This is a genomic window from Paraburkholderia sp. RL17-368-BIF-A, assembly GCF_046054045.1.
In the GTDB taxonomy this organism is placed as follows: Bacteria; Pseudomonadota; Gammaproteobacteria; order Burkholderiales; family Burkholderiaceae; genus Paraburkholderia; species Paraburkholderia graminis.
On record NZ_JARESN010000006.1, the window covers coordinates 65,626 to 77,992 of the forward strand.

The 12,367-nt window shown below is 61.1% G+C and carries 10 protein-coding genes and 3 pseudogenes; 4 read left to right on the forward strand and 9 right to left on the reverse strand.

Features of this window, described 5'->3' with window-relative positions; all coding sequences use genetic code 11:
- Positions 1-163: 163 nt before the first annotated feature.
- Together P0D87_RS12405 and P0D87_RS12410 are read right to left on the reverse strand one after the other, a co-directional pair.
- Entirely contained in the window at positions 164-766 is a 603-nt protein-coding gene (locus tag P0D87_RS12405) for a cytochrome b (RefSeq protein ID WP_053860417.1), read from the reverse strand.
- A 21-nt stretch (positions 767-787) separates the two neighbouring features.
- Complete coding sequence (locus P0D87_RS12410; protein ID WP_053860418.1) at positions 788-1,144, reverse strand: hypothetical protein; 357 nt, start codon at positions 1,142-1,144, stop codon at positions 788-790.
- Positions 1,145-1,401: 257 nt separating this feature from the next.
- Between P0D87_RS12410 and P0D87_RS12415 the strand changes: the two genes are divergently transcribed.
- Positions 1,402-2,526: a VIT1/CCC1 transporter family protein gene (locus P0D87_RS12415; RefSeq protein ID WP_053860419.1), complete on the forward strand. Its 1,125-nt coding sequence runs from the start codon at positions 1,402-1,404 to the stop codon at positions 2,524-2,526.
- 305 nt (positions 2,527-2,831) lie between these two features.
- Here P0D87_RS12415 and P0D87_RS12420 read toward each other — a convergent pair.
- The 6 genes and pseudogenes from P0D87_RS12420 to P0D87_RS12445 all read right to left on the reverse strand — a co-directional run.
- Positions 2,832-2,970: pseudogene (locus tag P0D87_RS12420) on the reverse strand (FAD-dependent oxidoreductase); the annotation flags it as partial.
- A 56-nt stretch (positions 2,971-3,026) separates the two neighbouring features.
- Positions 3,027-4,082 (reverse strand): YncE family protein, encoded by a 1,056-nt coding sequence (locus P0D87_RS12425; RefSeq protein WP_053860876.1) that lies wholly within the window; start codon positions 4,080-4,082, stop codon positions 3,027-3,029.
- Positions 4,082-5,257 carry an MFS transporter gene (locus tag P0D87_RS12430; RefSeq protein WP_321175833.1) on the reverse strand — a complete coding sequence of 392 codons (1,176 nt, stop codon included), beginning with the start codon at positions 5,255-5,257 and terminating at the stop codon, positions 4,082-4,084. Before P0D87_RS12430 ends, P0D87_RS12425 begins: the two co-directional genes overlap by 1 nt.
- A gap of 91 nt (positions 5,258-5,348) precedes the next feature.
- The gene (locus tag P0D87_RS12435) at positions 5,349-6,071 is read right to left on the reverse strand and encodes a superoxide dismutase (protein ID WP_321175834.1); all 723 of its coding nucleotides are present in this window, start codon (positions 6,069-6,071) and stop codon (positions 5,349-5,351) included.
- Between the two features lie 36 nt (positions 6,072-6,107).
- Positions 6,108-7,282: pseudogene (locus P0D87_RS12440) on the reverse strand (chromate transporter).
- Positions 7,283-7,296: 14 nt separating this feature from the next.
- A complete protein-coding gene (locus tag P0D87_RS12445) occupies positions 7,297-8,277 on the reverse strand; it encodes a chromate resistance protein ChrB domain-containing protein (RefSeq protein ID WP_053860878.1) in 981 nt (326 codons plus the stop codon).
- A 128-nt stretch (positions 8,278-8,405) separates the two neighbouring features.
- Between P0D87_RS12445 and P0D87_RS12450 the strand changes: the two genes are divergently transcribed.
- Together P0D87_RS12450 and P0D87_RS12455 are read left to right on the forward strand one after the other, a co-directional pair.
- Positions 8,406-9,467, forward strand: coding sequence for a DMT family transporter (locus tag P0D87_RS12450; RefSeq protein ID WP_053860421.1), 1,062 nt, complete (start codon positions 8,406-8,408; stop codon positions 9,465-9,467).
- A gap of 444 nt (positions 9,468-9,911) precedes the next feature.
- Positions 9,912-10,196, forward strand: a pseudogene (locus P0D87_RS12455) (site-specific integrase); the annotation flags it as partial.
- Positions 10,197-10,768: 572 nt separating this feature from the next.
- On the opposite strand, the gene P0D87_RS12460 reads toward P0D87_RS12455, so the two are convergent.
- On the reverse strand, positions 10,769-11,719 hold the full coding sequence (locus P0D87_RS12460; protein ID WP_321175837.1) for a hypothetical protein: 951 nt from the start codon (positions 11,717-11,719) through the stop codon (positions 10,769-10,771).
- Positions 11,720-11,974: 255 nt separating this feature from the next.
- On the opposite strand from P0D87_RS12460, the gene P0D87_RS12465 reads away from it, so the two are divergent.
- Complete coding sequence (locus P0D87_RS12465; protein ID WP_321175838.1) at positions 11,975-12,187, forward strand: potassium channel family protein; 213 nt, start codon at positions 11,975-11,977, stop codon at positions 12,185-12,187.
- Positions 12,188-12,367: the final 180 nt, after the last annotated feature.

Here is a 12,367-nt window from a genome sequence, read left to right on the forward strand (position 1 = left end):
TAGAAAATGTAATCGTCGAACGTCCGACTATGTGTGGCGCAGTGATAGCGGTCCAGCCAATATCCCAACTGGCCGAGGTCCTCGTGCGCGACTAGCGTTACAGTTGGCCGGGCCCCAGAGCACGCGAGCCGGCGTTGCCACCATCACCAGAGGGCTTTACCCTTTACGTGTCGTCTCTGCGCTTCTGACCCGGTAGCATGCGGAGGAGCACGTCATCGCGCAGAAAGAAGTGGTGAAACAACGCCGCTGCTGCGTGGGAGCCCGCCAACACGATGATCGTCCATCCGATGAGATCGTGCGCTTCTCCGACGCTGTGGTGGGCTGGTTTGCTAAAGGGCGGGAACGGCGGTGGGAGCTCCAGTCCAAAAAAGCTCATGGATTCGTTGCCCGACCAACGCAGAACAAACCCCAGCAGAGCCTCAGAAACCAGCAATACATAGAGCACGTAGTGGACAGTCCTGGCGGCATGCTCCACCCACCCGACGTTTGGGGGCGGCGCCTGATGTCCACGTAACAGACGCCACCCGATTCGCGCGATCAGCACCGCCGTAAGCACGATGCCAAACGACATGTGCGCCACAATCATGAGGTGCCGCGTCGGACGCGGCGTTAAACCCCACGTTTGCGCAAGTAGGAATTGGCCTAGAACAAGGACTGCGGTAACCCAGTGCAGGGCAATGGAAAAACTGTCGTAGGTCCTTTTGTCATCACCGGCCGCAATTCGCGTGGCCGCTGACGAGGCGTTAGAGATCTTGTCGCGTAGCATCGGTCTGTGTCTATCAAAAGGTCATCGCGGCGATTCCTTGTCGTCGTCTTTCATGACGGAAACGCAATGGTCAATCCCGGACAGAAACTGCAAGACAGCGGCCACGCTATAGTGGGCGACTGTGCGATCGTATGCGTCTACGCCGGCACAATTCACCGCTGGTATGTGTTCGTTCGCCATGCGACTAGCGAAACTCACTAATGCAGGAAACGCCATGATTACTCCCGTGGCCCAGCAGCGAAACTGTAGCGTCTCGAAAACGGCTTCGTCGACGCCGAGCAACGCAATGCCGACAAGCGCCGCACTCTGTGGAAGCATCGCACCAGAGGCAGCACTCTTCAGATATGCGCGGGCAACGCGGACAGTGTCGTGTTCCAAGCTTTCCTCCTGGCAGTCGCGCCGGACAGACGCAGCTACCGCGGTTCCGGCTAATATGACCGCACAAGCTGAAGGTTTCCTGAAGTCCGCTAGCGTTTTATCGCCTCCGCATGCGACGGCGAACAGCAAAGGGCACGAAAAGACATCGTGAATCAAAACGCGAACGATTTCCACTCGCGGTTATCGCATCGCGTAGGCTTATCGATGAGAAGTGCCGGGCCAGCTGTATGCTTTGGCGTCTACCGGAGCCCTCGGATATGGCATCAAGGCAAGAACTGAAGCGCTATCGGGCCAACCTTGCCGACGAACTGCATGGCGCGGCCATTTACGAGACGCTCGCGCGAGTCGAAGCAGACCCCGAAAGAAAACGGACCTTTGGCGAATTAGCCGCCTCCGAACGGGAGCACGCGAAGATCTGGGCAGACAAGCTCAAAGCAAATAAACAGCATGTTCCTACCAGACCGGGCGTGAAGACCGTGCTGATGAAAGGGCTGGTTCATGTATTCGGGCCGCGATTTGTCCTCCCGTCAATTGCTGCCGCCGAGTTCGCCGACCGGAACAAGTATGCCCACAGCCCCGACACAGCGAAGATGTCAGAGGACGAACGTCACCACGCGAGCGTCGTCCAGAGGTTGGCAAATGATGGCAAGCCAGAAGCAACGAAAGGCGCCGAAATTGCGAAGGCCGAGTCCTGGCACAAGGGTGTGTCGTCCGGCAACGATCTGCGCGCCGCAGTACTCGGCGCTAACGACGGTCTGGTGTCGAATTTCTGCCTGATCATGGGTGTTGCCGGGGCTGGGACCCAAAACAAGGCCATCCTGTTGACCGCGCTTGCCGGGATTGTCGCGGGGGCCTGCTCGATGGCACTCGGCGAATGGCTGTCAGTAACCAATGCCCGCGAGCTCGCGAGGACGCAGATCGCGAAGGAGGCGGACGAGCTCGAGCACACTCCCGAGGCCGAAGAGCATGAGCTTCGTCTGATATATCGGGCCAAAGGCCTGGACTATAACGAGGCCACGCGAGTCGCTGCACAGATCATGAAAGACAAGGGCAAGGCCCTTGATGCGCTGACCCGCGAGGAACTGGGACTTGATCCGGCAGAACTGGGCGGAAATCCATGGTCGGCTGCGGCAGTGTCCTTCTGTCTTTTTGCGGTCGGAGCAATCTTTCCTGCGATGCCGTTCCTGTGGTCGGCTGGCGAGCTGGCGATTGTCCAGTGCATTGCATTCAGCGTTTTGGCGCTGGCAGGCATCGGGATGTTCACCTCATTGTTCAACGGTAGAAGCGCGGTATTTTCGGCAGGTCGGCAGATCGTCATCGGGCTCGTCGCCGCGGCATTCACGTTCGGCATTGGGCATCTGTTGGGCGTATCGGTTTCATGACGAGCAAAGGCGTTTCGGTCGGGAACGCCGCCTAGAGGGGGAACACCACTTCCAACGGCGGTCTGTGCAACCATCTCTAGCAAAGCGCTTCCTCGGACCGGGCGGGTTGACGCCAAGGCATTCCTGTCGCACGCGCGTTGCTCATCTGCGGAACAGGCATATGCATACGAGAGGTCGGTGCGTCCGCGGATTCACATCTTATGACCCGTAGCATGCAGGCAACGGCCGGAGCCTGGCGGCTTTGCCAGCCCCGTTCGTTCGCTGCGGTTACCGTCAACACGGTCGGCTGCTGAAGTCGTCCATCGGAACTGCACGGTACCTTCGTCGGTTGTCAGCGTTGAACAATGCAAAAAGTGCGTGACGCGTTCGCTGACGAACACCTGTCCGCGATTCGCGCCCGACCCGAGCGTTAAGTGCCAGTTGCGGCGCGAGAGCGCGGTTCCCGCGAAGCGTTTCGAGGGTGATGCAAATTTGCTTGCCGATTGCCTCGGTGCGCATTGCTACCAGACTTCCGTTGTCCGTGGCGTCATGATGCGAAGCACCGGCCGGCCGTTGACATTCCTGAGCGGGAAATAAGCCCGGTGTGTCTCGGTGTCGACGCCGACCACATGGGCATTTGGGCCGACGAGCCCTCCACCGATCTTGTCTACCGCAGTTCCTGAGACGCGGAACATCGATACGACGCCTGCTTCGCCAGCGACGTACAGCAGGTCTCGTCCTGGATCGTATGCGAGGACATCGGGCTGACCGCCCACCTCCAAAGACTGAATTACGCGCTTAGTCGGCATGTCGAGCACCAGCAGCCTGTTGTTGCCTTCGCAAGCGATGAACGCGCGATGCTGTTGCGCCACAATGGCAAGCCCGTGGTTGCCATTGGCTCCCGGCAGATCGATTCGGGCCGTAATGGTGTCCGTCGACGGATCGATTTCGACCAGTTGTCGCCGCGTCTGCACATTGACGAACATATGCCGCGACACGGGATCGTATTGCGTATTGCCCGCTTCTCCGCCCAACGCGATGGTGTTCACTCGCCGGTTGCTGAGCGTATCGATGACGGTCACGGTGCCGCCCGTTTCGTCCGAAACATACAGTTTGCGGGAGTCAGGTTCATACGCGATGCCATCCGGAAAGACGCCGCCGGGCACACGCGCCACGACACGCATGCTTGCCTCGTCGATCGCAACGACCTCGTTCGTGCCCGTCGCTGATGCATAGGCGCGCCCCAGTGCCGGCACGACAAGAACACCATGTACGGCGGCTATGTCGCGCACGCGCGAGACAACTCGCGAGTTCAGCGTATCGAAAACGATCACTTCACTGTCGCCGAGATGAGCGATGAAGAGCAGGTGCCGCCCCGCGTCGTAGCTCACATAGTCGAGACGCGTCGCGCGACCCGGCAACGGAACGTCGGCCACATGGTCGAGCGGCAGCCCGGCCGCTGGCTGCTCCGCACCCGCCGGTGCAATGACGTGCAAGACGATGCCTGCGGCCGCCGACAGTGCAAGCAGCGCAAGGTACAGCAACACGGCGCGCGAGCCACCTGATCGGATGCGCATCATGGCGGGTCTCCTTCCGGCCTGATGTGGCGAAACGCGGCGAGCAGCAACAGGTCGTAGGCGATCTTCAGCACGCCGCAAGCTACGAGCGGCACACCGAGCCATCCGAGGCCGAGCAGCGCGCCCGACAGCGTAGGGGCGAGCGCTGCCGCAAGGCTTCGCGGCACCGCCGTAAAGCTCGCGGCCGCAGGGCGCTCCTCCGGTGTCACCACTGACATGACGTAGGCGCTGCGCGTGGGCACGTCCATCTGCGACAAGGCGCTACGCGCGAGCAGGAGTGCCAGAGTCAGCGTGATCGATGGTGAGAATGTGGCCGCAATCAGGCAGACGCTGGATGGAATATGGGTGAACACCATCGTGTTCAGCAGGCCGATCCTTCGCGAGAGCGGGGCCGCGGCGAGTTGCGAAGCGGCGCTCAGCAAGCCGGCCCAGAAGAAGAACAAGCCCGCTGCGCCGAGCGAAAGCCCGAGCCGCTGGATCAACCACAGCGTGAGCAGCGAGTTGACGAGGAGCCCGCCCGCGAACGCGTCGATACTGAACAGCAATGCAAGGCGAATGACGATGGCCCGCGACGGGCCAAGCGGCGCACGGGCACCATGAATCTGCGATTCGTGAATGGGGATGCGTAAGTAGAGAAGCCAGATGGCCAGTCCCGCGATTGCGTAGACAGCAAACATGCCACGCATCGCGGCAAGCTGAGATATGCCCAGAGACGTTGCCGTGCGATCAGGCAGTCCGGCAGCCAGCGCACCCACCGCCGCCGACAGCGCACCGATCAGGCTGTACCGCGCAAAGAGCGAAGTACGCACGTCGCCACTCGCGGATTGTGCAAGCCTTGCATGTTCGAGTGGGAGGAAGAGGCTGACATCGCCGGAACTGGGATTCAGCGTGCCGACGAATGCGACGACGGTGAGCGGCCACAGTGACGAAAGGCTTGCGAATGCGAGACCTGTCGCCGTCATGAGCGCCGCGGCAAACAAGAGCAACCCGCGCGATGCGAAGCGGTTGCCGACCAGTCCCACGAGAACCGTGGCGAGAGCAGAACCGAAGAGCGTCGCGGTGCTGATGAGGCCGACAGCCAGTTGCCCAAACCCGAGCCGAAGCAGATAAACCGGCAGCAGTACTGCGACGAAGCCGTCGCAGATGCCGCGCAAACCGCGAGCCACAAGCAGCATCAACGCGTCAGCTTTCACGCCCGCCGGCAGTAACACGGCTGAGAGCCGGGCAAGAGCCGTCGTGGATGGGCCGTCGCATCGCATGACAGTGTTACGCGCGCGTTGCTGCGTGCAACCGCGAAGCCGCGTTGTCCCAGTTGAGGATGCTGAAAAGCTGATTGACGTATTCGTTGCGCCTGTTCTGATACTTCAGGTAATACGCGTGCTCAAAGACGTCGAGGATGAGGATAGGCTGGATACCCCACGCGGTCAGCTTCTGATGGTTCTCGCACTGCAGGATCATGAGCTTGCCCGTCGCAGGATGGTATCCGACGACGCCCCAGCCCGATGCTTCCACAGCAATCGTTGCGGCAACCAGTTGAGCCTTGAACTTCGCGTACGAGCCGAAATTTCTGTCGATTGCCTTTGCAAGATCACCCTTCGGTTCACCGCCCTTGCCCGAGATGCTGGTCCAGTAAATGGTGTGCAGGTTATGGCTCGAGAGCTGGAATGCGAGCTCTTTCTCGTAGAACTTCACCAGCGCGAAATCGTTCGACTCCCGCGCCTTCGCGAGGCCGTCCTCAGCCTTGTTCGCGGCAACCACTGCGGGCTTGTGGTGAAAGTTGTAGTGCAGTTCGACGGTGCGCGCATCGATAACGGGTTCAAGCGCGTCGTAGGCGAATGGCAGCGGTCCAGCGGCATACTTGCCGTCCGCGTCGGTGAGCTTGTCGCTGTAACCGGGCTCTTCCGCGGCATGGACAGTTTGTGCCTGAGCCAGCATGATTCCCGCGCCAACCGCAGCGGTGTTGTGCAGGAAGGTGCGACGTGTTGCCATGATTGCTTTTCCTCGAAAACGCGCCTTCCCGCGCGTTTAGATGACGTGGGCATGGACAAGCGGATAGACGGCAAGGCCGAACAGCGCCGCCGCTACGACAATCATTGGCTCCTGGAGCTTCTTGAAACGCCAGAGCAACACGACCGTCACAAGAAGAAGCGCCAGAGTCGGCCAGTCAACGATGGAGCGCCGCGCGATGACAATCACCGACCCGGTGATGGCGCCCACCGCCGCTGCCGTAATGCCGTCAACGAACGCCTTGACGGCAGGCAACTTGCCGTACTTCTTGAAGTACGGCGCCGGCAGCACCGTGAACAGGTAGCAGGGCAGGAAGGTGCCGAGCGCCGCGACGCAGGCGCCCGGAAATCCGGCGACGAGATAACCGATGAAGCCGACCGTGATCACGACCGGACCCGGCGTGATCATTGCGACGGCGACTGCGTCGACGAACTGCTTGTCGTTGAGCCAGTGATGTTCGGTCACGACCCCACCGTAAAGAAACGGCACGATGGCCAGACCCGAGCCGAACACGAAGGCACCGGCTTTTGCGAAGAACAGCCAGAGCTGACCAAGCAACGGCCAGTCAAGACCACTGAGGACTCCGCTTGCGGCCGGTAACTGCGCTGCGACAGCCGCGTTAAGACCGCCCTTGCCAAATGTCGGCCGCGCCTGAACCAGACAGTTGACGACTCCGCCCGCTATAAAGAGCCAGGCGATCTCCGATTCGGTAATCACCGTCACGGCCGCCAGCGTCACATAGATTGCGAGCAGTAGCCGGTTTCGGCCCACCGTCCTGGCCGTCAATTTGTATGCGCTCATCGCGATGATGCAGACGACGGCCGCCCCAACGCCATAGAAACGGCCTGCATCCACGGGAGACCGCCAAAGCGTGCGTAGGCCCATCCAAGTACGACCACCATCGCGAACGACGGCAGGACGAACGCGATGCCGGCGAGCGTTGCACCCACCACGCGATAGTGCACATAGCCGAGATAGATGCCGAGCTGCGCGGCAAGCGGACCCGGCATCGTCTGCGCGAGTGCAAGCCCTTCGCGATAGTCGGCCTCGGTGATCCACCGTCGTTGCTCGACAAGATCGCGGTGCATGTAGCCGACCAGTGCCACGGGCCCGCCGAACCCGAATGCACCGAGCCGCAGCATATACAGAACCATCTGGCCGAGCGCGTAGGCCCGCGTCGTTGCGGTCCTCATGCTCGTCGGCGTGCTCATCGGCGAGCCCTCCCGTCGCCGTTTCTTGCCGTCGCTGCGAAGTATCCGTAGAGCGCATCCAGAACCGGTGTCATCTCGGCGAGTAACCGGTCATCGTCAGGCACACGCCCGCGCGTGCCGGACAGCACGGCTTCAAAGCCGGCGGCCTCCGGCACAGGTTCGCCGCCCACGTCGAGGGCGTGGACCATCTGCCCGAGGCGCAGCAACGCCGCATCCTGGTCGAGGCCAAACGTTGCAAGCAACACCTCGAAGGTCACTCGTTCGCCGACGTGTGTGAACGTCGCACCGTCGAAGTCGAATCCTAGGACGTCTGCAGGACACTGCGCGGGCGATTCCAGCCACAGGAACCGTGCGTCGCGATCGACAAACCGGCGAACCAGCCAGGCGCTCGCAACCCGGTCCACCCACAATCGCCGGCGCGTCGCCCAGGTCCGCCCCTGATAGTCATCGATCCGAAGACGGGGAATGGGCCGCTCGGCCGCATGCGGTTCGCCGGGCGACAGCACGGTCTCCACATGAGAGATGAAGTCCTGCCACGCGGATTCCGCACGTGTCGCGGCCTCCGATGGAAAGTAATCGGTCGCGACGACGCTCCCGTAATCTTTGCGCAGCCGCCGCTGCAGTCGCGCCAGGTCTGCGGGCGCCCGGCCGGGCACTGCCTTGCGCGCATCGGCGAGCGTCCGCATGAAGCTCGCGTAATCGTCGGAGCGGTCGAATAGCGTACGGAAGTAGCTTTCCTGCTCCGCGTCGAAACTCGGTGCGCGCAGCAGATGAGCGGTGCCGCCGCTCGCGACAATGGATGCAGCCAGTTCCCGCAGCATGTCCTCGCGCTCGGGGCTGTAGGGCAGCAGATAAATGCCGTCCCGAAGCACCGCACAGCCCCGAGCCTTCAGGGCACGCCAGTGTCGCATCCTTGCGGTGGCGTTCTCTGTGGGCAATGTGAGGACCAGCAACGACCAGATCAGAGGTGTGTTCATGTAGAGCATGCTACGAAAAAGTAGTGCACTCTACAAGTAAACTTTCCCTTATGCGCATCGGGGTTAGCCCGTCCCGCCGGGTCCCGAGCCGTACACTGGCGTTTTGCGATGGCGTGAGGTTTGAGATTGTGAAGTCCCGGTACAACGCGGTGTTCACCGCCCTGACGGCAGCGGCGCTGTTCGGCGCCGCAACGCCACTGGCCAAGGCGCTGCTGGGTTCGGTCAGTCCTTTCATGCTCGCTGGGCTGTTCTATCTCGGGAGCGGTCTGGGGCTTGGCATCGGCATCGTGTGGCGCGCGTTCCGGTCGCGCGGGCTGCGCTCCGGCACGGACCATCGTATTAGCAGAAGCGAGTTGCCGTGGCTGATCGGCGCCATCGCGACAGGCGGCGTTGCGGGGCCGGCGTTGCTGATGCTGGGTCTCGCGAACACGCCCGCGGCGACCAGCTCACTGCTGTTGAATCTCGAAGGTGTCCTGACTGCGGTGATCGCGTGGGTCGTTTTCCGGGAAAATGTCGACGTTCAGGTTTTTCTCGGCATGGCGGCGATCGTGGCCGGCGGCGTGATTCTGTCGTGGCATCCTGGACAGGCGGGCGTGCCGGTCGGTGCATTGCTGATCGTCGGCGCCTGTATGTGCTGGGCTATCGACAACAACCTCACGCGTAAGGTCTCGGCGAACGATGCAATGGTGATCGCGTGTCTGAAAGGCCTGGTGGCCGGTCCTGTGAATCTCGGTATCGCAATAGCGGCCGGCGCTTCGCTTCCGTCACCGGTCACAATGGCGGCGGCGATGATGACGGGGCTGGCCGGTTATGGCATCAGCCTGGTGCTGTTTGTCGTCGCGCTTCGCCATCTGGGCACAGCGCGGACCGGCGCCTATTTCTCGGTTGCTCCGCTCTTCGGCGTCATGCTCTCGCTGCTCATGTGGCCCGCGTTGCCCGATTTTTCTTTCTCGATTGCCGCCGCGCTGATGGCGCTGGGGATCTGGCTGCATGTGCGCGAGCGGCACGAGCATGAACACAGTCATGAGTTCCTCGAGCACACGCACCGGCATCGCAATGACAGGCATCACCAGCACGAGCACGACTTTCCTTACTCGGGTGAAGAGCCGCATACGCATCCGCATGTGCACCTGCCGATTGCCCATTCTCATGCCCATTTTCCTGACATACACCACCGGCATCGGCACTAGCTAACCGCGCTATGGTTGTTTGATTCAGCGCAACGAAGCGCTTGAGGATGCTGGCTAAGATTCAAAAGGGACGCGATCGCCGCAAAGTAGCATGTCATGCCCCTCCGTCTTGGCTATCGGCTGCGAACACGCTGTCCGATAGTGCCGTTGATGGCTGCAACGAATACTCCCGGGAGCGTCAATGGTGATATTGCTTGCGATCGGTTGCGGCTTCATTGCATTCGTCGGTGCGGCCGCACTTGCAGTGGCGTATTACATCGTCTGGAAAAACGCCGATTAATCGCCGGACCAGCGACCGAAATGTGGTTGGTCGGCGCACGATAGGCTGGCCCACCTGTTGATTTACTGAGATGGACCCGACGCCCCTTCGGGGAAGCGCGACACTGCTGCATGTTGTCTTAACCAGGTCGCATCGCGAGGTTCCTCATGGAGATGGATATTCCGGCGCCGGCTGGACCACGCCTGCACTTCGTGCTGGACTTCGCGTATGCGACCGGCTTGCGCGTCGGCGAGCTGGTCGGCGCCCGTCTCGGCAAAGTCGAACCGATGTCCGGGGCGATCACTGGCTGAGCATCATTGGGAAAGGCCGCAAGGCTGGCAGGGTCGCACTGCGCTGGACCGCTAGCTGGTGGAGCGAAGGCTGCAGGTCACGCCGCCCCCTGGCATCCCGATACACCTGTCATCGGCAGCCTCGAGCAGGACAGCGCGGCAGGCATTCGCGGTGTCCGCTATGGGAGATCACTGGAGATCGGCCGAAGTCATCGAGGCGTTCACTGGCGAAGAGCGCACGGCAATACCGCAGCGATCAGCACCAATTCGTCGTGGCTGTGCGCATGACCTAGAAGCCTTATCGAGCAGCGTGCAGCATCCGCACTACCGAGTCGTTACTGACCAGCACGGCGCAACAGAAAGCTAACAGCTGGACTGTCGTCGCGCGGGCTAGGAACAAATTTGCTTGCAAAACGGGAACAAAATTACTTGGGCCGACGACGGGAGTCTCCGCTCCAAGAGGGCTCCTGATCAATTTTGCATAAGTAAGGTTGTCCAACGAGTCGGTGTCAGAGCTCTATAGGAATGTCGTGTTCTAGCCATTTGGAAATGTCGGGTTCTGGTCTGGGTATGCTTGCCGGTTCCCTGCGGGATTACGGAGCCGGCCATGCATCCAGCGACACCGGTGACATTGAACATGCGCGAACTCGACCGACTGAAGGTGATCCAGGCTGCGGTGGACACCGGTCCGAAACCTGGACGTGCTGCCGACCGGCTGGGCCTGACGGTGCGAGCGCTACTCCTCGACCTTGCTAACGGAAGAGGCTGTCCGAATCGGTCAGCGGCACATTGGCGCGGCGCATGCGCTCGACGGCTTGTTTTACCTTGCTTTGACTATGAAAATACGGGCTCATCCAGTACGGCGCAGAGATACCGTCGTGGCCGGCGGGCGCCGCGACTTTCGGCAGCTCCCCAGTCGGCACATAAGCGTGCGTCTGACCCGGCTGCGGGGATCCGACCCGCTCGCCGTCCCCGATTCGTTGCCGAGACGGTTGCAAGGCTTGCTGGCTCTGCCGTGCCGCGCCTATCACTTCAAGCACCAGCGGCACCACCGCATTATGGATCGCAATCTCGCATTCGGAACAGCTAGCCCACGCCGCCGGTCGATACTTTTCCGGCCATGATGCCTTCACCACACCCGCCAGTTCACCGCCTACACGCGTGTGCCCTTGGGCGATCACGCTCTGAGTTTTGCCGTTGTGGAAACGCTGTTCTTGCTCACGCCAAAATCTGAACGCATAGCTTTTGGCAAAAAAACAGTGAAGGTCTTGAGCGAGCTGCAGTTTCACTGCACCGACGAGGTCGTTGCGATGCGCGCTTGCCATCCCGTAGTTCTCCAGTGTGAAGAAGCTGTAGTCGTCCTGCTCACGGCTGCCCACCATCTTTCTGGAGATCCACCCGGCGTCGCTCGTTACATGCAACAGTCGAGTGCCTTTCTGCAAGATTCCGACTGGCACGTAACGAATAAAGTCGTTCAGGTTGCGCCGCTGAAGCGCCGGACTCGCGTCGATCACACCATTGCGCCGGTAAAGTGCCTTCTTCCAGTCGCCGACAACCGGGCTGCCGTTCTTCAGCACGAAGCCGCCGGGCTGCGCATCTTTTGCGTCGCTGCCCGCGAACATGCATTCCTTGCAACCGTCACACTGCTGATTCAGGTTTTGCGTTCCGAGCCGATCCGAAGACAGAATATAAGACCTATTCATCCACTGTTCCCTCATAAAAGTTGGCGTAACGATAGAGCAACGGCCAACGGTTCTCCCGATCGATGGTCCGGGCATTTTGACAACAGCTGATCGAGCCCATTTATTCCGTGCGCGCGGCCGGCACACCCTGCGCGTCCGCGAGTTGGCCCGGCGCGTGGAGAAGCTTCGGCAATTCAGGCAAACCGGCCGCGAAAATGAATCGGAATGTATTACATCGGGGACCCCGTGTAGACGGTGAAGCGAACGCCTTCGACGATGGAGGAAACCTTGTACTTCTGCGCGATCACGGCGCTGACCATCGGGTACGGCGACGTCGTTCCCACCTCAACGTTCGGCCGGATCGATGCGATATTGCGGGGGCTGGTCGGCATGGTGTTCACGCGGCTGATCGTTGCTCTAGCCCTGCGGGGCGTGCAGGAAGCTGCGCGACGGGCGGCGGGCGTTCTCGCAGATCCCGGCAAGCAATAACCACTGTGTTGTCGGAGCCTGATCCGCCAACGCTGACCGACGCGACTGTCATTGGACCAAAGTCCGATACAACATTCTTCTCGATGCGTATAGGCTGGAAGTTCATCTGCTTTCGCGCTCCGGCCGAGCGGGTATCGCTTAACGAACACGAAAGAGACCGGCGACCTGTGACAGTCACGC

Excerpts from the sequence above, each read along its gene's own strand:
- P0D87_RS12405 (WP_053860417.1), bottom strand. The coding sequence starts at position 766 with ATGCTACGCGACAAGATCTCTAACGCCTCGTCAGCGGCCACGCGAATT.
- P0D87_RS12415 (WP_053860419.1), top strand. The coding sequence starts at position 1,402 with ATGGCATCAAGGCAAGAACTGAAGCGCTATCGGGCCAACCTTGCCGAC.
- P0D87_RS12425 (WP_053860876.1), bottom strand. The coding sequence starts at position 4,082 with ATGCGCATCCGATCAGGTGGCTCGCGCGCCGTGTTGCTGTACCTTGCG.
- P0D87_RS12430 (WP_321175833.1), bottom strand. The coding sequence starts at position 5,257 with ATGCTGCTTGTGGCTCGCGGTTTGCGCGGCATCTGCGACGGCTTCGTC.
- P0D87_RS12435 (WP_321175834.1), bottom strand. The coding sequence starts at position 6,071 with ATGGCAACACGTCGCACCTTCCTGCACAACACCGCTGCGGTTGGCGCG.
- P0D87_RS12445 (WP_053860878.1), bottom strand. The coding sequence starts at position 8,277 with ATGAACACACCTCTGATCTGGTCGTTGCTGGTCCTCACATTGCCCACA.
- P0D87_RS12460 (WP_321175837.1), bottom strand. The coding sequence starts at position 11,719 with ATGAATAGGTCTTATATTCTGTCTTCGGATCGGCTCGGAACGCAAAAC.
- P0D87_RS12465 (WP_321175838.1), top strand. The coding sequence starts at position 11,975 with ATGGAGGAAACCTTGTACTTCTGCGCGATCACGGCGCTGACCATCGGG.